The organism is Blastococcus sp. TF02A-35, assembly GCF_004571075.1.
Classification (GTDB): domain Bacteria; phylum Actinomycetota; class Actinomycetes; order Mycobacteriales; family Geodermatophilaceae; genus Blastococcus.
The window spans coordinates 54,425-71,221 of record NZ_SPQP01000009.1 but is presented as its reverse complement, the minus strand read 5'-3'; the positions used below and the strand labels follow the sequence as shown (position 1 = coordinate 71,221).

Sequence of the window (16,797 nt, the reverse complement as noted above, 5' to 3'; positions counted from 1 at the left end):
GGGCCGGCCCCGACCGGTCAGTGCGCGGTGCCGCCCCCGGTACCGCGGCCGCCGCCCTGGAACCGCCGGCGGACGTCGTCGATCTTCGCCCGCGTCTTCGGGTCCTTGGCCAGCTCCTGCGCCTTGGTCGTGGCCTGCTGGATCGCCTGCTTGCCCTTGGGGCTGTTGGCGAACTGGACGACCTTGTTGAACAGCGACGCCATGGGAAGCTCGCCTCCTCTCCTCGCCGGAGCCGTGGTCGGCCCCGCTGGTGGGGAAACGGTGCCCGGGGCGCACGGGTTCCATGCGCCGCGCTCAGCCGCGCGGCTCGACCACCGGGCCCGGCGCCCGCTCCGGCTCGACGGGCAGACCGGCGGCCGACGCCGCCAGCAGCGCCGCACCGACCGCCGAGGCGCTGCGCAGCGCGAGGTGGCGCACCGGGCGGCGCAGGTCGTCGGCGAGGAGCTGCTGCACCAGCGCCGACCGGGTGCCCCCACCGGTGAGGACCACCGGTGCGCCGTCGTCCGGGGCGTCGAGCAGCGCGGCCGCCGCCCCGACCGCACGGACCACGCCCTCGACGGCGGCCCGGGCCAGGTGCGCCCGGGTCGTGCCGGCGCCGAGGCCGTCCCACCCCCCGCGGTCGTCGGGGCCGGCCACACCGCCGCGCTCACCCGTGAGGAACGGCCGGAACACCGCTCCCCCGGCGTCCGGCACCGACGCCGCGGCGGCGAACAGCTCCGGCCAGGAGAGCCCGAGCACCCCGCACACCCACTCCCAGGCCGAGCCGCCGTTGCGCAGCGCGGCCATCGCGTACCAGCCCTCGCCGGTGTCGGCGTAGCCGTGCACCACGGGGTCGTCGGCCGGCGCGGGGGCCCAGCCCGGCAGCAGCACCTGCGCGCCGGTCCCCAGGTTCACCTGCAGCTGGTCACCGGTGCCGGCGGCGAGGAGGGCCAGCGGGGTGTCCGCGCCGCCGACGACGACCGGCACCTCCCCCACCGGCAGCGGCGCGGTCCCGACCACCTCCGTCGAGGGCAGCACCCCCGGCAGCAGGTCGAAGGGGACCCCCGCCGACCGGGCCGCCGCCCCCGACCACGCGTCCAGGGGGACGTCCCAGAGCAGCGTCCCGGAGGCGTCGCTGCGGTCGGTGCCCAGCGGCCCGCCCGGGACGAGCGAGGCGCGCAGGGCGTCCTTGGGCAGCAGGACCTTGGCGGCACGGCGCACGAGCGCCGGCTCGTGCTCGGCCAGCCAGGCCAGGACCGGCCCGGTCATGCCGGGGACCAGCGGGTTGGCCAGCGCCGCGCGGTCGTCCGGCCGCAGCCGGCGCCACCGGGCGAGCTGCGCCGCGGCACGGGCGTCGGGCCAGAGCACGGCCGGCCGCAGCGGCCGGCCGGCGTCGTCGACCAGCACGGCACCGTGCATCTGCCCCGAGAGGCCGAGCGCCAGCACCTGGCCGCCCTCGAGGTCGAGGGCGGCCAGGGCCGAGTCGAACGCCCCCCGCCAGACGGCGACCTCGATCTCGGCCCGGTCGGGCGCGGGGCGCTCCAGCGCGTAGCCGGACTCCGCCTCGGCCACCACGGCACCGGCGACGTCGAGCGCGACCAGCTTCAGCCCGCTGGTGCCCAGGTCGGCGCCGAGGACGACGTCCCGGCTCACCGCTCGGGGCTGTTGCCGTAGGCGTAGCCGGAGTCGACGTAGCGGCCACCGGCGGCGACCCCGGGCGGGGCGATGGCGTCCAGCCGGGCCAGGTCGTCCGCGGACAGCTCGACGGCCACCGCGGCCGCGTTCTCCTCCAGGTAGCTGCGCCGCTTGGTGCCGGGGATCGGGACGACGTCCTCGCCCTGCGCCAGCACCCAGGCGAGGGCGAGCTGGCCCGGGGCGACCCCCTTCGCGGCCGCGAGCTCGCGGACGGCCTCGACCAGCCGCAGGTTGCTCCGGAACGCCTCGCCGGTGAAGCGGGGGTGGCCGCGGCGCCAGTCGTCCTCGGCGAAGTCGTCGGGGCTGGTGATGGCGCCGGTGAGGAAGCCGCGGCCGAGCGGGCTGAACGGCACGATGCCGATGCCGTGCTCGCGGGCCACCCCCAGGACGGTCTCCCCGCCGTCGCCGGCCACCTCCAGGTCACGGGTCCACAGCGACCACTCGCTCTGCAGCGCGGCGATCGGGTGGACCGCCACCGCGCGGCGGATCGAGGCGGCGCTGGCCTCCGAGAGGCCGAGGTGGCGCACCTTGCCCTGCTCGACCAGCTCGGCCATGGCGCCGACGGTGTCCTCGATCGGCACCCGGGGGTCGACCCGGTGCTGGTAGTAGAGGTCGATCACGTCGACCCCCAGCCGGCGCAGGCTCGCCTCGGCGCACGCGCGGACGTTCTCCGGGCGGCCGTCGATGCGCATCCCGCCGTCGGGCGTCCGCGACAGCGAGAACTTCGTCGCCAGCTGGACCTCGTCGCGGCGCCCGGCGATCGCCTCCCCCACGAGCTCCTCGTTGTGCCCGTCGCCGTAGACGTCGGAGGTGTCCAGGAAGGTGACGCCGAGGTCCAGCGCGCGGTGGATGGTCGCGATGGACTCCGTCCGGTCGGCGGTGCCGTACATCTGGCTCATGCCCATGCAGCCGAGGCCGAGGGCGGAGACGGTGAGGTCGCCGAGGGTGCGAGGGCCCGCAGGAGAGGTCATGGCCGCATCCTCGTCGCCCGGTTCCGCCACCCGCCACCGCGTCGTCTGGTGGGATGGGGACGTGCAGTACTCCGAGAACGTCATCGAGCTCGTCGGCAACACCCCGCTCGTGCGGCTCACCTCGGTGACCCGCGACCTGGGCCCCGACGCCCCACTGGTGCTGGCCAAGGTCGAGTACTTCAACCCCGGCGGCTCGGTGAAGGACCGGATCGCCGTGCGGATGGTCGACGCGGCCGAGGCCAGCGGCGAGCTGCGGCCCGGCGGCACGATCGTGGAGCCGACCAGCGGGAACACCGGCATCGGCCTGGCCCTGGTCGCCCAGCAGCGCGGCTACCGCTGCATCTTCGTGTGCCCCGACAAGGTCGGGCAGGAGAAGATCAACGTGCTCAAGGCCTACGGCGCCGAGGTCGTCGTCTGCCCCACCGCGGTCGACCCCGCCGACCCGCGGTCCTACTACTCGGTGTCCGACCGGCTGGCCCGCGAGACTCCCGGCGCCTGGAAGCCCGACCAGTACTCGAACCCGAACAACCCGCGGTCGCACTACGAGACCACCGGCCCCGAGATCTGGGCGCAGACCGAGGGCCGGATCAGCCACTTCGTCACCGGGGCCGGCACGGGCGGGACGATCAGCGGCGTCGGCCGGTACCTCAAGGAGCAGTCCGGCGGGCGCGTGCAGGTCATCGGCGCCGACCCCGAGGGCTCGGTGTACTCCGGTGGCACCGGACGCCCGTACCTGGTCGAGGGCGTCGGCGAGGACTTCTGGCCGTCCACCTACGACCAGGAGGTCGCCGACGAGATCGTCGCGGTCTCCGACGGCGACTCCTTCGCCATGACCCGCCGGCTGGCCCGCGAGGAGGGGCTGCTCGTGGGCGGCTCCTGCGGGATGGCGGTGGCCGCCGCGCTGCGGGTGGCCGAGCGCCTGACCAAGGACGACGTCCTGGTGGTCCTGCTGCCCGACGGTGGCCGCGGCTACCTGAACAAGATCTTCAACGACACGTGGATGGCCGACTACGGCTTCCTCGAGGCCACGTCGGGCACGACCGTCGGCGAGCTGCTGGACAAGTCCGGCGAGACCCCGCCGCTCGTGCACACGCACCCCAACGAGACGGTGCGCGACGCCATCGACATCCTCCGCGAGTACGGCGTCAGCCAGCTGCCGGTCGTCCGCGCGGAGCCGCCGGTCACCGCCGGTGAGGTGGTCGGCTCGGTCGACGAGAAGACGCTGCTGGACGCCGTGTTCGCCGGGCGGGCGACGCTGTCGGACCGGGTGGAGAAGCACATGTCGCCCCCGCTGCCGATCATCGGCTCGGGCGAGCCGGTGACCGTGGCGGTGCACGAGCTCGGGCACGCCGACGCGCTGCTGGTGCACGTCGACGGCAAGCCCGCCGGCGTCGTCACCCGCCAGGACGTGCTCGGGCACCTCGCCGGTGTGTCGTCCGCCGGCCCCGCGCCTACGGTCGGGGCATGACCGGCTTCAACACCCGCGCCATCCACGCGGGCCAGGACCCCGACCCGGCCACCGGCGCGGTGATCCCGCCGCTGCACCTGACGACCACCTACAAGCAGGACGGCGTCGGCGGGCTGCGCGGGGGCTACGAGTACAGCCGCAGCGGCAACCCGACCCGGGACACCCTGCACGCCGCGCTGGCCGCCCTGGAGGAGGGCACGACGGCGCTGGCGTTCGCCTCCGGCCTGGCCGCCGAGGACACCCTGCTGCGCACCGCCTGCCGGTCGGGCGACCACGTCGTCCTCGGCGGGGACGCCTACGGCGGCACGTTCCGGCTGATCTCCCGCGTGCTGTCGGAGTGGGGGTTGGAGCACACTCCGGTCGACCTGGCCGACCCCGAGGCGCTGCGCGCGGCGATCCGCCCGACGACCCGGGTGGTCTGGTGCGAGACCCCCAGCAACCCGCTGCTCAACATCACCGACATCGAGGCGACGGCGGCGATCGCCCACGAGGCCGGGGCGCTGCTCGTCGTCGACAACACGTTCGCCTCGCCGTACCTGCAGCGGCCGCTGACCCTCGGCGCCGACGTCGTCGTGCACTCGACGACCAAGTACCTGGGCGGCCACTCCGACGTCGTCGGGGGCGCCCTGGTCACCCGGGACGCCGCGCTGGGCGAGCAGCTGGCCTACAACCACAACGCCATGGGCGCGGTCGCCGGACCGTTCGACTCCTGGATGGTGTTGCGCAGCCTCAAGACGCTCGGCGTCCGGATGGACCGGCACTGCGCGAACGCCGCCCGGGTCGCGGAGTTCCTCGTCGGCCGGCCGGACGTCGCGACGGTGCTGTACCCCGGCCTGCCCGACCACCCCGGCCACGAGGTCGCGGCGAAGCAGATGTCCGGCTTCGGCGGGATGATCTCCTTCCGCCTCTCCGGCGGCGAGGACGCGGCGCTGCGGGTCTGCGAGCGCACGCGGCTGTTCACCCTGGCCGAGTCGCTCGGCGGCGTGGAGTCGCTCATCGAGCACCCGGGCCGGATGACCCACGCCAGCGCCGCCGGGTCACCGCTGGAGGTGCCGGCCGACCTCGTCCGGCTGTCGGTCGGCATCGAGGACGTCGAGGACCTGCTCGCCGACCTGGAGCAGGCGCTGGGCTGATCCGGTCAGCTGGCACGGGCCGTGCCGCGGGGTCCGGCCGGAACGGGCGCAGGGGCGCGCAGGTCGGCGCCGGGCGGTGGCTCGGCTACGCGCCCCGCGACTCGGCCACTCGGCGCATCCAGTAGCGGAACCAGTCCTGGCCGTAGGGGACGTAGACCCGGCTGGGGACTCCGCGCTCCCGCAGGTCGCCCAGCGTCTCGGGCCGCACCCCGAGCAGCTGCTCCACCGTCACCGGCCCGACGGCCAGCAGCAGCGCCTCGCGCAGCCGGCCGTCGTGGGTGGCCATCGACCATGCGGCACGCTGCTCGGCCAGGCGGAAGGCCAGACGGAGGTAGGCGACGTCGGTCGGCTCCCCGTAGGCGTGCACTCCGGAGGCCTCCACGTAGGCCCCCTTGACCAGGCGGACGTGCACCCCGGCGGCGGCCAGCGCGTCCGCGTCGGCGGGTGAGCGGACCAGGTTGGCCTGCACCGTGGCTCCGAGCCTGTCCGCCAGCCCGCGACCGGCGACGTCGAGCACGCAGGACAGCACGGCGTCGGTGCGGCGCAGGTCCTCCGCACCGACCTGGAGCCGCCGTCCCGGTGGCAGGGCCTGCGCGATCGCGGCGAGCCGGTCCGCCGTACCCGGTGGGTCGACGTCCAGCGCGAGATGGGTGAGGTCCACCGACAGCCAGACCTCCGCAGGGGGCGGAGGCAGCGCCACCGCCAGCGAGCGGTAGTGCTCGACCACGTCGGTCGCGGTGCCCACGTCGGTCACGAGCTCACCGAACAGGTCCACGCTCACGCCGTGCCCCTGCGCCAGCAGACGGTCGACGGCGGCAAGGGCGTCGGAGCGGGTCCGGCCGGCGACGTAGCGGGACGCTGCCCGCCACGCGAGCCGCTCACCGGTCGCGCGGGACCGCACAGCACGCTCGAGCCGCGCGCTGGTGGCCATCCGGAAGAGCACCGCACGGTCGAGGCCCATGCGATGACCCTCTCAGACCCGCTCCGCATCCCGGTCGTGGCGTCCGCCGGACGAGTCCCGCTGCGGGACCTGTCCCGGAGCCGGCGGTCAGCGAGGTGCGGTGAGGATCCTCGGGCCGTCGGCGGTGACGGCGACGGTGTGCTCGACGTGGGCGGCGCGGCTGCCGTCGGCGCTGCGCAGCGTCCAGCCGTCGGCGTCGACGGTGTAGCCGTCGTCGCCCCCCGCGAGGAACCACGGCTCGATGGCGATGACCAGCCCGGCCCGCAGCGGCACGCCACGCCCCGCGCGGCCCTCGTTCGGCACCGACGGCGCCTCGTGCATGGTGCGGCCCACACCGTGCCCGCCCTGGTCGGTGTTGATGCCGCAGCCGCCGGCCCGCCCGACCGCGCCGATGGCGGCCGAGATGTCGCCGACCCGGTTGCCGACGACCGCCGCCGCGATCCCGGCCGCCAGTGCGCGCTCGGTGGTGGCGACCAGCTCCAGGTCCTCGGGCCGGGGGGTGCCGACCGGGAAGGTGATGGCCGCGTCGCCGACCCAGCCGTCGAGGACGGCGCCGGCGTCGACGCTGAGCAGGTCACCGTCCTGCAGGGTGTCCGGGGTCGGGATGCCGTGCAGGGCGACGTCGTTCACCGACAGGCACAGCACCCCCGGGAACGGCGGGGTGGTCGGCAGCGGCGCGTAGCCGAGGAACGGCGAGGTGGCGCCCGCGTCGGCGAGCACGTCGCGGGCCACCGCGTCGAGCTGGGTCAGGCGCACGCCCGGTGCCGCGATCGCGCGGACCGCGGCGTGCATGTCGGCGACCACCGCTCCGGCGGCGCGCATGGCGTCCAGCTCGCCGGGGGTGCGGAGCTCGATCACGGCACTCTCCTCGATGGGTTCCGGTAAAGCTATCCCGGTATTACTATCACGGCCATGGTCCGTCCCCCGCTGAGCGCCGAGGATCGCGAGCGCGGCCGGCGCCTCGGGGCGCTGCTGCGCGAGGCCCGTGGCCGCCGGACCCCCGCCGAGGTGTCGGCCGCCTCGGGCGTGAGCCTCGAGGCGCTGCGCAAGATCGAGTCCGGGCGCGTGCCGACGCCCGCGTTCTTCACCGTCGCCGCCCTGGCCGCCGCGCTCGACCTGCCCCTGGACGGGCTGGTGCAGGACCTCGCCGCGCCCACGGACGGCGCGGCGCTCACCGCCTGAGCCATCCGGGAAGGACTCCGCGCGACGAGGAGTTCAGCCGGTCAGACGCCGACTTCGAGGAGGACCTCCCGCGTGAGCACCACCGAGAGCACCCGTGACCTGGACGCGCTCGAGGCCGCGCGCGCCCGCATCCGCGAGGCGCACCTGCGCCCGGCCGGCGAGCGCCCCGCCTCGACCGCGCGCGGCCTCCACCACACGGCGCTGATCAGCAGCGACGTGGAGCGGACCGTGCGCTTCTACCAGGACGTGCTCGGCTTCCCGCTCACCGAGCTGATCGAGAACCGCGACTACCCCGGCTCGTCGCACTTCTTCTTCGACATCGGCAACGGCAACCTGCTGGCGTTCTTCGACTTCCCCGGCCTGGACGTCGGCCCCTACGCCGAGGTGCTCGGCGGGCTGCACCACATGGCCATCAGCGTCGACCCCGAGCGCTGGGAGAAGCTGGTCGAGCGGCTCACGGAGGCCGGCGTCGAGCACGAGGTGCACAGCGGCGTCTCGGTCTACTTCCGCGACCCCGACGGCGCCCGCATCGAGCTCATCGCCGACCCGCTCGGCGAGATGTACGGCCACCAGGTCCTCTGAGACGACCGAGGGCGGGACGGCCTGGGCCGTCCCGCCCTCGGCGGTGGTCGGATCAGCTGCGGTCGGCGACCAGGTCGGCGTACTCCGGGTGGCGCTCGATCCAGCCGGCGACGAACGAGCAGCGGGGCACGACGTGCCCGCCCTTGGCCCGCACCTCGTCGAGCGCGGCCCGCACCAGGGTGCTGCCCAGGCCCGACTGGCCGGCGTCGGGGTCGACCTCGGTGTGGGTGAAGACGAGGGTGTCGCCGCTGCGCTGGTAGGCGGCCAGGCCCAGGACGCGATCACCGTCGCGGATCTCGAACCGGTCGGACTCGGGGACGTCGATGACGGTGGGCTCCATGTGCGTGCTCAACCGGCGGCACCCGCCGGCTGTTCCTCCACCAGCGCCAGCGCCCGCGTCGGGCACTGCTGCACCGCCGCCGCCACGTCCCGCTCCTCGCCGGGCCCGGGCTCGGCGCGCAGGACGGCCACCATGCCGTCGTCACCGACCTCGAAGAAGTCCGGCGCCAGCGACTCGCAGGCACCGGACCCCACGCACCGCTCCCCGTCCAGGGCGATCCGGGTCATGCGGCGCCCCCGAGCCGGGCGGGCAGCCGCTTGAGGCCGTTGACGAAGGAGGACCGCAGCCTGGCCGGCGGGCCGGTGATCTCCAGGTCCGGCAGCTGCTCGAACACCTTGCGGAAGGTGACCGCCAGCTCCCGCCGGGCCAGGTGCGCCCCGAGGCAGAAGTGCGGGCCCTTCGACCCGAACCCGACGTGCGGGTTGGGGTCCCGCGCCAGGTCGAACCGGTGCGGCTCGGCGAACACCTCCGGGTCCCGGTTGGCCGCGGCGTAGAAGAGCAGGAACTTGTCGCCGGCCTGGACCGGGTAGCCGTTGAGCTCGGTGTCCTGCGTCGCGGTCCGCCGCATCCAGGTGATCGGGCTGGTCCAGCGCACGATCTCCTCGACCGCGGTGCGGGTCAGCTCCGGCTCGGCGACCCACCGGGCGCGCTGCTCCGGGTGCTCCTGCAGGGCGAGCAGCCCCTGCGAGATGGCGTTGCGGGTGGTCTCGTTGCCGGCGACCAGCAGCAGGATGAAGAACGACGCGATCTCCTGGTGGCTGAGCTTCTCGCCGTCCACCTCGGTCGTGACCAGCGCCGTGGTGAGGTCGTCCTTCGGCTCGACGACGCGCTCGGCGGCCAGCCGCTCCATGAGGCCGGCGAGCTCGATGCCGGCCATGAGCAGACCGGTGAGCGGGTCGTCCTGGTCCTCGACCAGCTCGGGGTCGCCGCCGGAGAGGATCACGTTGGACTTGGCCAGCACCATCGCCCGGTCCTCGGCGGGGATGCCCATCATGTCGCAGATGACCCGCAGCGGGATCGGGGCGGCGATGTCGGCGACGACGTCGATGGTGCCGTCGCCGCCGGCCGCCTTGCGCCTCGCCTCGGCCAGGACGTCGTCGACCACGAGCTCCACCGAGCCGACGACCCGCTCCAGCATCCGCGGCGTGAAGGTCTTGGAGACGATGCGCCGGATCCGCGCGTGCCGCGGGTCGTCCATGCTGATCAGCGAGCCGTAGAACTCGTTGAGGTCGGCCGGGATGTCCTGGATGGACACGGCGCCGTTGCCCGAGCAGAACACCGTCGGCTGCGAGCTGATCGCCTCCAGGTCCGCGTACCGGGTGACCGCGTGGTAGCCCGGGCCGCTCTGCATGTTGGGGATCTCCGGCTCGGCGAAGAACGCGAGCGGGCGCTCCTGCCGCAGCCGGTCGAACACCGCGTGCCGCTCGGCCGGCGGGCTCAGCCAGAAGTCGCGGTCGGAGAGATCGATCCCGAGGTCCTCCGCCCCGGCGCGTCGCGGCGGCGGAACGGTTCCCTGCGTGGGTGCTGCGTCGACGGACACCTGTCACTCCCCTGCGATCGGACGTGCCCGCACGCTAGAAGCCGACCCGGGTGACGCACAACACACAACGCCACATCCGCCCCAAGAAGGTTGCAGAGTGCACGCGACGGAACGGGGTGGGACGACGAAGGCCCGGTCCCTGCCGGGACCGGGCCTTCGTGGTGGTAGCGGGGACAGGATTCGAACCTGCGACCTCTGGGTTATGAGCCCAGCGAGCTACCGAGCTGCTCCACCCCGCGTCGGTAGGACCACTGTAGCACTCGTGCCGGACCCCGTTCCGGACCCCGTTCCGGGGGCCTGGCCGACCTCGGCCCCCGGCCGCGCCGACGGCGACGCCCCGACCACCTGCCCCGACGGGGCCGGGCCCGTCCGCCGAGTGCTCCTGCGGACCGTGGGGCAGCCCCGTCACACCCGCCTCAGGAGAAGTGCGCGCCTTCCCGGCGGGCCTCTCCCCCGCGCCTACAGTCCGGCTCGTGGCGGGGGACATGACGACGAGCGCATTCGTCGGTGACCCGCAGCCGGTGGAGATCCACCACCGCGGGATCTGGTACTCCGGCGAGCTGCTGGGCTGGCGGCACACCCCCGACGGCCTGGTGTCCGCGCGGGTGCGGTGCACCGTCGACGGGCTGCGGCACTCGACGTGGAAGGACCTCTCCGAGCTCCGCCTGCCCGACCCCGCGCACCCGCCGCGGCGCGAGCCGTACCCGGCCGCCCCGGCCCGGGCCCTCGCGGGGGCACCCGTCGAGGACGACGACCGGACCCGTCCGAACAACCACTTCACCGGGCTGAGCGCGCGGCCGGGCAAGCCTGCGCACGTGCTCGCCCCGCCGGCCGCGCCCCGGCCGGTCGCCTCGCCCGTCCCCGCCCCGGCGGCCCCTCCGGCGGCCCGGACGTCGACCCCTGCCGCACCGGCCCGGCCGCGGCCCACGCCGTACCGGCGCACCCCGGTCGACCAGGCCGACGCGTGGTCCCGTGGCTGGACCGCGGAGCACTCCTGGGACGAGCACGACGAGCGCCTGAGCACGGTCTGAGCGCGGCACCCCGACGACGACGAAGGCCCGGTCCCCTGGGGGACCGGGCCTTCGTGGTGGTAGCGGGGACAGGATTCGAACCTGCGACCTCTGGGTTATGAGCCCAGCGAGCTACCGAGCTGCTCCACCCCGCGTCGGTAGGAACAGCCTACCAGGCGCCGGGACCGGTGGGCTCCCCCGAGGGGGAAGCCACCGGTCCCGGCCACGGGTCAGCCGCCGCCGCCCGCCTGCTGCGCGCTCTGGTAGGCCTCCACCGCCCGCTGCAGGTCCGCCAGCGCCTGGCCCTGCGCGGCGAAGTCACCGGAGCGCTGGGCGTCGGCCAGCCGGCCGAGCGCGGCGTTCATGTCGGCCACCGCGGCGTCGAGGTCCGGCGCCGGGGCGTCGCCACCGCCGTCGGCGGGCGGCGTGGTCGGCGTCGCCGGGTCGGTGGGCTGCGCGGGCGGGGGCGCCGGGGTGTCCGGCGAGTCCTCGCTGTCGGTCGCGGAGTCGCCGCCGCCGGGGCCGAACACCTGGTCGAGCGCCTCGTCGAGCGTGTCGGCGTAGCCGACCCGGTCGCCGTAGTTGACCAGCACCTTCCGCAGCAGCGGGAAGGAGTTCTCCCCGGTGCCCTCGACGTACAGCGGCTCCACGTAGAGCAGGCCGTTGGTGCCGACGGGCAGCGTCAGCAGGTTGCCGAACACCGGCTTGGAGTCCGCGCTCCGGAACAGGTTCAGGTCGCGCGCGACGTCGTCGTCGGTGTTGAACGACTGCTGCACCTGCTGCGGCCCCTTGAAGGGCGTGTTGCCCGGCAGCCGGAGCACCTGCAGCTTGCCGTAGTTCTCCGGGTCGCTGGACGCGGACACGAACGCCGAGAGGTTCTGCCGGTTGAACGCGTTGAGCGCGCTCGTCAGCTGGAACGTCGCCTCGGTCTCGCCCGGCCGCTGGGCCAGGATGTAGTACGGCGGCTGCGCGTCGGCCTGGCCACCCCGGGTCGGGTCGTCGGGCACCTGCCAGCGGTCGTTGCTGTTGTAGAAGTCCTGCGGGTTGTCCACGTGGTACCGGGTCAGGATGTCCCGCTGCACCTTGAACAGGTCCTCGGGGTACCGGACGTGGCTGACCAGCTCCTCGGACATCTCGCCGCGCGGCTCCACGACACCGGGGAAGGCCTTCATGAAGGTCTGCAGCACCGGGTCCTGGGTGTCCCAGGCGTAGAGCGTGACCGTGCCGTCGTAGGCGTCGACGGTGGCCTTCACCGAGTTGCGGATGTAGTTGAAGGTCTCGTCCGGCAGCGCCGTCGTGCCCGTGCCGGTCAGGGCGTCCGCCGCCACCTCGCCGAGCTGGCGCTGCTCGGCGTAGGGGTAGGAGTCCGACGTCGTGTAGCCGTCGAGGATCCAGGTCACCCGGCCGTCGATGACCGCCGGGTACGGGTCGCCGTCGACCTCCAGGAAGGGCGCCGCCTTCTCCACGCGGTCCCGCGGGTCGCGGACGTAGAGCACCTTCGACGCGTCGTTCACCGCGCTGGAGAGGATGAAGTTCCGCTCCCGGTAGTAGATGGCGAAGGTCAGCTGGCGGAAGAAGCTGCCGACCGCGACGCCACCCTCGCCGTCGTAGGTGTTGTTGATCTGGCCCTCGTCGGACCCGTCCTCGGGACGGTCGAACTCGCGGGGCTCGCTGCCCTCCGGGGCGCCGACGACGGAGTAGACGTCCTGGCCCTGGTCCTGGATCAGCTCGCCGTAGTAGATGCGGCCCTGGTCGACCTGGATGTTGCCCCGGGTCGGCAGGTCCCGGGTGGTGAAGTCGGGGACACCACCCTCGCGCGCGGCGATGATCTCGTTGGCCGGCGCGGCCACGAACCCGTTGCCGTGCGTGTAGACGGTGTGCCGGTTGATCCAGCTGGCCTGGTTCTCCGACAGCCCGGCGCTGTTCAGCTCGCGCGCGGCGACGATGTAGTCCTGGGTCCGGGGCTCACCGGTCTCGGGGTCGGGCAGCGTGTACCGGTCGATGTCCAGCTTCTCCGGGAAGCCGTACACGTTGCGGATCTGCTGGCGCGCGGTGAACGTGCCCTCGAGGACGTTGGGGTCCAGCAGGCGGGCGTTCTCGATCGTCCCGGCGTTCGCGCGGACCTCGGCCAGCGCCTTCTCGGGGTCGACCTGCTCGCCGGTGTCGCGCGCGTAGTCGACGTAGTCGATGTCCTCGAGCCCGTAGGCCTCACGGGTCGAGGCGATGGCGCGCTCGATGTAGGGCGCCTCCTTCTCGTTGGCGCTCGGCTTCACCACGAACTGCTGCACGATCGCCGGGTAGGCCACGCCGATGACCAGGCTGGAGACCAGCAGGAGCACCAGCGCCATGGCCGGCAGCAGGAAGTTGCGCACCACGATGTTGGCGAAGAAGGCGACGGCGCAGACGCCGGCCACCCAGACCAGGATGGTCTTGGAGACCAGCAGGGCGTTGACGTCGGTGTAGCTGGCGCCGGTGAACTCCCCGCCCCGCTCGGAGTAGACCAGCCCGTAGCGGTCCAGCCAGTAGGCGGCGGACTTCAGCGCCACGAAGACGCCGACGAGGACCGACAGCTGCACCCGCGCGGCCGCGGTCAGCTTCTGGCCGGGGGTCTGCAGGCGCAGGCCGCCGAACACGTAGTGCGTGAGCAGGGACCCGATCAGCGACAGGATGGCGATCGCGAACCCGAAGCCCAGGAGCAGCCGGTAGAACGGGTAGTCGAAGACGAAGAACGACACGTCGACGCCGAACTGCGGGTCGGTCCGGCCGAAGTCGGTGCTGTTGCGGAACGACAGCCAGGTCTCCCAGCTCGCCTGGGCGGTGAACCCGGCGAACAGGCCCAGGACGACCGCGATGGCGGTGAGGACCAGGCCGCGGCGCGGCTCGAGCGACTGCCGGTAGCGCTCGAGGTTCTGCTGCTCGAGCGACATGGGCCGGAACGCAGGCCGGAAGCGGTAGGCCAGGTAGACGGCCAGGGCGGTGAGCCCGCCGGTCGCGACACCGGCCACGGCGAACAGCAGCGCACGGGTCTGCAGCTCGGTCCAGAAGACCTCGGTGAAGCCGGTCTCCTCGAACCAGAGGAAGTCGACGTACACGTTGGTGAGGCTGCCCACCACGGTGAACAGCACGAGCAGCACGGCGATGGCGCCGATGGCCAGCTTCGCGCGCCGCGACAGCGTCGGCACCGGCACAGGGGGCCGCATGGCCACGAGCGGTCTCCTTCAGTTGCGGGCGTGGCCACCGGCCACGCGACGATCGACCGCGAAGGTCGGGTGGTGCACGCGGGATGCTCCCCCGGCCCTCCCAGGACAACGCACCGGGCGGCGCGGGGTTCCCGGTGGGCCGGCCCCAGCTTCCCCCACCGGGGCGAGGTCGTGCCGCGCGGGCGCCGCGGCGTGCGGGCCGACCTCCGTCAGCAGCTCTCGGGGGCCCGGCCGGCGCGCAGGTCGGCGAGGGCCTCGAGGGCGTCGTCGAGCGTGGCGACCCGCGCCATGGGCACCCCGGTGTCCGGGGCGGCCGCGGCCTCGGCGCAGTTGTCGGCCGGGACCAGGAAGAGCTCGGCACCGATCTCGCGGGCGGCCACCATCTTCAGCGCGATCCCACCGATCGGGCCCACGGTGCGGTCGAGCTTGATGGTGCCGGTCCCGGCCACCACCTTGCCGCCGGTGAGGTCCTCCTCCCCGACCAGGTCGAGGATGCCGAGGGTGAGCATCAGGCCCGCCGACGGACCGCCGACGTCGGCGACCTGGATGTCGACGTCGAAGGGGGCCGACGGCTGGTCCAGCACCGAGACGCCGAGCAGGGAGCCCTCGCGCTCGTCGGCCGCCCGGGTGGTCACGGTGGCCGTGCCGGGCTGCCCGAGCCGGGTGAAGTCGACGGTGACCGGCGTGCCGGGAGGGATGTCGGTCAGCACCTCGGCGAGCACCTGGGAGTCGGGCACCGGCTGCCCGGCCACCGCCTCCAGCGCGTCGCCCTCCTCCAGGCGCCCCTCGGACGGCGAGGCCTCCGGCACGTCGCGGACGACGACCTTCTGCGGGAAGCCGAGCTCGCCCAGGGCGACGCTCTCCGCCGCCTGCTCGGAGGTCACGAACGCCTCGCGGTTGACCCGCCGCGTCTCCTCCTCGCTGCGGTCGGGCGGGTAGACCGTCTCCTCGGGGACGACCGCGACCTCGTCGTCGAACCAGCCGCGCACCGCCTGCACGAGGGAGAGGCCACCGCGGCTCACCCCGACGGTCGTCAGGTTGAGGTTGCCCTCGGCGTCGTTCCGCTCCCGGCCCTGGACGGCGATGATCGGCTCGCCCTCGATGTCGCCGAGGGTGTTGTAGGTGGGACCGGGGACCTGCGCCACGTAGGGCACGGGCACGGTCGTGCCGAGCACGCCGAACAGCAGCAGCAGCACCGCCCCCACGCTGAGGACGGCGATCCGACGGGTCACGAGGCGCGAGCCTAGGTGACGGCCCCGGGCCCCCCACCGCTCACGGGCCGGCGCGGGCACGGGCGAGGGCCCATCCGCTGCCAGCGAACGCGTCCACCTGCGGGAACACCGGCGTCTACCGTGGACGGCATGAGCGACGTGCCGTTCGGCTTCGGCCTGCCCGACCGCGACCCCGAGCGCCGGGAGCCCGGGCGCGGAGGCGAGCAGGGTGGTGACCCGTTCGGCCTCGGCGCGCTGTTCGGCGGCATGGCCGGCGGCGGCTCGCCGGAGGACGTGCTGGGCAAGATGCCGTTGTTCGCCGAGCTGCAGAAGCTCATGAACTGGTCCGGCGGCCCGGTCAACTGGGACCTCGCCCGGCAGGGCGCCATCAGCCAGCTCGCGCCCGGCCACCAGCCGGCGTCCGACGGCGAGCGCTCGGCCGCGGCCGAGGCGCTGCGGCTGGCCGACCTGTGGCTGGACCAGGTCACCGAGCTGCCCTCGGGCATCGAGCGCACCGCGGCCTGGTCGCGGGTCGAGTGGGTCGAGCAGACGCTCCCCGCCTGGGGCGCCCTCATCGACCCCCTCGCCGAGCGGGTGGTCTCGGCGATGACCAGCGCCCTCCCCCAGGAGGCGGCGATGTCCTTCGGCCCGATCGCCGGGATCATGGGCCGGATGGGCGGGGTCATGTTCGGCGCCCAGGTCGGCCAGGCCATGGGCAAGCTCGCCGAGGAGGTGCTGACCAGCACCGACGTGGGCCTGCCCCTGGCCCCGGCGGGCACCGGCGTCCTCGTGCCGCAGAACCTGGCCGCCTTCGCGGAGGGCCTCGACCGCCCCGCCGACGAGGTCCGGCTTTTCGTCGCCCTCCGCGAGGCGGCCTCCCAGCGCCTGTTCGCCCACGTCCCGTGGCTGCGCCAGCAGCTGCAGGACGCGGTGCACGCCTACGCCCGCGGCATCACCATCGACCGCGAGGCCATCGAGCGCGGCATCAACGACGCCATGTCCGGCGGCCTGGGCGGCGGGCTGGACCCGAGCGACCCGGAGAGCATTCAGCGGCTGCTCAGCTCCGGGGTCCTCGAGCCCGCGGAGACGCCGGAGCAGCAGATGGCCCTGCGCCGGCTGGAGACCCTCCTCGCCCTCGTGGAGGGCTGGGTCGACGCCGTCGTCGCCGCGGCCGCCGCCGAGCGGCTGCCCGGCTACCCGGCGCTGGCCGAGACGATGCGCCGCCGCCGCGCCTCCGGTGGGCCGGCGGAGCAGACGTTCGCGACGCTGGTCGGCCTGCAGCTGCGCCCGCGCCGGCTGCGCGACGCCGCCACGGTCTGGGGCGCGATGGCCCAGCAGCACGGCAGCGCGGAGCGCGACCGGCTCTGGTCGCACCCCGACCTGCTGCCGACCTCCGACGACCTGGACGAGCCGCTGGACTTCGTGGCCCGCCAGGGGCTGGACGACGAGCTGGCGCAGCTGACCGCCGAGGACGCCGAGCGCCCCGACGAGCAGGACGAGCCGGGCGACGACGCCGCCCGCTGAC

At 74.2% G+C, this 16,797-nt stretch carries 16 protein-coding genes and 2 tRNA genes; 6 read left to right on the top strand and 12 right to left on the bottom strand.

Features of this window, described 5'->3' with window-relative positions; genetic code table 11:
* Positions 1–17: 17 nt before the first annotated feature.
* The 3 genes from E4P43_RS06550 to E4P43_RS06540 all read right to left on the bottom strand — a co-directional run bounded on the left by E4P43_RS06550 (position 18) and on the right by E4P43_RS06540 (position 2,645).
* Positions 18–203 carry a hypothetical protein gene (locus tag E4P43_RS06550; RefSeq protein WP_135144605.1) on the bottom strand — a complete coding sequence of 62 codons (186 nt, stop codon included), beginning with the start codon at positions 201–203 and terminating at the stop codon, positions 18–20.
* Positions 204–294: 91 nt separating this feature from the next.
* On the bottom strand, positions 295–1,632 hold the full coding sequence (locus E4P43_RS06545) for an FGGY family carbohydrate kinase (RefSeq protein WP_135144604.1): 1,338 nt from the start codon (positions 1,630–1,632) through the stop codon (positions 295–297).
* Positions 1,629–2,645: an aldo/keto reductase gene (locus E4P43_RS06540; protein ID WP_135144603.1), complete on the bottom strand. Its 1,017-nt coding sequence runs from the start codon at positions 2,643–2,645 to the stop codon at positions 1,629–1,631. Before E4P43_RS06540 ends, E4P43_RS06545 begins: the two co-directional genes overlap by 4 nt.
* 61 nt (positions 2,646–2,706) lie before the next feature.
* Here E4P43_RS06540 and E4P43_RS06535 point away from each other — a divergent pair, with 61 nt between their 5' ends.
* Positions 2,707–4,113 (top strand): cystathionine beta-synthase, encoded by a 1,407-nt coding sequence (locus E4P43_RS06535; RefSeq protein WP_135144666.1) that lies wholly within the window; start codon positions 2,707–2,709, stop codon positions 4,111–4,113.
* On the top strand, positions 4,110–5,246 hold the full coding sequence (locus E4P43_RS06530) for a cystathionine gamma-synthase (protein ID WP_135144602.1): 1,137 nt from the start codon (positions 4,110–4,112) through the stop codon (positions 5,244–5,246). Before E4P43_RS06535 ends, E4P43_RS06530 begins: the two co-directional genes overlap by 4 nt.
* Positions 5,247–5,331: 85 nt before the next feature.
* Here the strand turns inward: E4P43_RS06530 and E4P43_RS06525 are convergent, their stop codons facing one another.
* Positions 5,332–6,207, bottom strand: a complete 876-nt coding sequence (locus E4P43_RS06525; protein ID WP_135144601.1) for a proline dehydrogenase family protein — start codon at positions 6,205–6,207, stop codon at positions 5,332–5,334.
* An 87-nt stretch (positions 6,208–6,294) separates the two neighbouring features.
* Complete coding sequence (map, locus tag E4P43_RS06520; protein WP_135144600.1) at positions 6,295–7,065, bottom strand: type I methionyl aminopeptidase; 771 nt, start codon at positions 7,063–7,065, stop codon at positions 6,295–6,297.
* Between the two features lie 54 nt (positions 7,066–7,119).
* Here map and E4P43_RS06515 point away from each other — a divergent pair, with 54 nt between their 5' ends.
* Positions 7,120–7,389 (top strand): helix-turn-helix domain-containing protein, encoded by a 270-nt coding sequence (locus E4P43_RS06515; RefSeq protein ID WP_135144599.1) that lies wholly within the window; start codon positions 7,120–7,122, stop codon positions 7,387–7,389.
* Positions 7,390–7,461: 72 nt separating this feature from the next.
* Positions 7,462–7,971 carry a VOC family protein gene (locus E4P43_RS06510; protein ID WP_135144598.1) on the top strand — a complete coding sequence of 170 codons (510 nt, stop codon included), beginning with the start codon at positions 7,462–7,464 and terminating at the stop codon, positions 7,969–7,971.
* A gap of 52 nt (positions 7,972–8,023) precedes the next feature.
* On the opposite strand, the gene E4P43_RS06505 is transcribed toward E4P43_RS06510, so the two are convergent.
* From E4P43_RS06505 to E4P43_RS06490, 4 genes are all read right to left on the bottom strand, one after another.
* Entirely contained in the window at positions 8,024–8,311 is a 288-nt protein-coding gene (locus tag E4P43_RS06505; protein WP_135144597.1) for a GNAT family N-acetyltransferase, read from the bottom strand.
* A gap of 8 nt (positions 8,312–8,319) precedes the next feature.
* Positions 8,320–8,538: a ferredoxin gene (locus E4P43_RS06500; protein ID WP_135144596.1), complete on the bottom strand. Its 219-nt coding sequence runs from the start codon at positions 8,536–8,538 to the stop codon at positions 8,320–8,322.
* Positions 8,535–9,851 (bottom strand): cytochrome P450, encoded by a 1,317-nt coding sequence (locus tag E4P43_RS06495; RefSeq protein WP_135144595.1) that lies wholly within the window; start codon positions 9,849–9,851, stop codon positions 8,535–8,537. The genes E4P43_RS06500 and E4P43_RS06495 overlap by 4 nt, the downstream gene beginning before the upstream one ends.
* Before the next feature lie 162 nt (positions 9,852–10,013).
* Positions 10,014–10,090 (bottom strand) — tRNA-Met (locus tag E4P43_RS06490).
* Between the two features lie 246 nt (positions 10,091–10,336).
* On the opposite strand from E4P43_RS06490, the gene E4P43_RS06485 reads away from it, so the two are divergent.
* Positions 10,337–10,882, top strand: a complete 546-nt coding sequence (locus tag E4P43_RS06485) for a hypothetical protein (RefSeq protein WP_135144594.1) — start codon at positions 10,337–10,339, stop codon at positions 10,880–10,882.
* 57 nt (positions 10,883–10,939) lie between these two features.
* Here the strand turns inward: E4P43_RS06485 and E4P43_RS06480 are convergent.
* The 3 genes from E4P43_RS06480 to E4P43_RS06470 all read right to left on the bottom strand — a co-directional run bounded on the left by E4P43_RS06480 (position 10,940) and on the right by E4P43_RS06470 (position 15,293).
* Positions 10,940–11,016 (bottom strand) — tRNA-Met (locus tag E4P43_RS06480).
* 75 nt (positions 11,017–11,091) lie between these two features.
* Positions 11,092–14,061: a UPF0182 family protein gene (locus E4P43_RS06475; protein WP_245158975.1), complete on the bottom strand. Its 2,970-nt coding sequence runs from the start codon at positions 14,059–14,061 to the stop codon at positions 11,092–11,094.
* Positions 14,062–14,270: 209 nt separating this feature from the next.
* Positions 14,271–15,293 (bottom strand): S16 family serine protease, encoded by a 1,023-nt coding sequence (locus E4P43_RS06470; protein ID WP_135144592.1) that lies wholly within the window; start codon positions 15,291–15,293, stop codon positions 14,271–14,273.
* A gap of 129 nt (positions 15,294–15,422) precedes the next feature.
* Here E4P43_RS06470 and E4P43_RS06465 point away from each other — a divergent pair, with 129 nt between their 5' ends.
* Positions 15,423–16,796, top strand: a complete 1,374-nt coding sequence (locus E4P43_RS06465; protein WP_135144591.1) for a zinc-dependent metalloprotease — start codon at positions 15,423–15,425, stop codon at positions 16,794–16,796.
* The last annotated feature ends 1 nt before the right edge of the window (position 16,797 follow it).

Excerpts from the sequence above, each read along its gene's own strand:
- E4P43_RS06550 (WP_135144605.1), bottom strand. The coding sequence starts at position 203 with ATGGCGTCGCTGTTCAACAAGGTCGTCCAGTTCGCCAACAGCCCCAAG.
- E4P43_RS06540 (WP_135144603.1), bottom strand. The coding sequence starts at position 2,645 with ATGACCTCTCCTGCGGGCCCTCGCACCCTCGGCGACCTCACCGTCTCC.
- E4P43_RS06530 (WP_135144602.1), top strand. The coding sequence starts at position 4,110 with ATGACCGGCTTCAACACCCGCGCCATCCACGCGGGCCAGGACCCCGAC.
- E4P43_RS06525 (WP_135144601.1), bottom strand. The coding sequence starts at position 6,207 with ATGGGCCTCGACCGTGCGGTGCTCTTCCGGATGGCCACCAGCGCGCGG.
- E4P43_RS06515 (WP_135144599.1), top strand. The coding sequence starts at position 7,120 with ATGGTCCGTCCCCCGCTGAGCGCCGAGGATCGCGAGCGCGGCCGGCGC.
- E4P43_RS06505 (WP_135144597.1), bottom strand. The coding sequence starts at position 8,311 with ATGGAGCCCACCGTCATCGACGTCCCCGAGTCCGACCGGTTCGAGATC.
- E4P43_RS06500 (WP_135144596.1), bottom strand. The coding sequence starts at position 8,538 with ATGACCCGGATCGCCCTGGACGGGGAGCGGTGCGTGGGGTCCGGTGCC.
- E4P43_RS06485 (WP_135144594.1), top strand. The coding sequence starts at position 10,337 with ATGACGACGAGCGCATTCGTCGGTGACCCGCAGCCGGTGGAGATCCAC.
- E4P43_RS06475 (WP_245158975.1), bottom strand. The coding sequence starts at position 14,061 with ATGCGGCCCCCTGTGCCGGTGCCGACGCTGTCGCGGCGCGCGAAGCTG.
- E4P43_RS06465 (WP_135144591.1), top strand. The coding sequence starts at position 15,423 with ATGAGCGACGTGCCGTTCGGCTTCGGCCTGCCCGACCGCGACCCCGAG.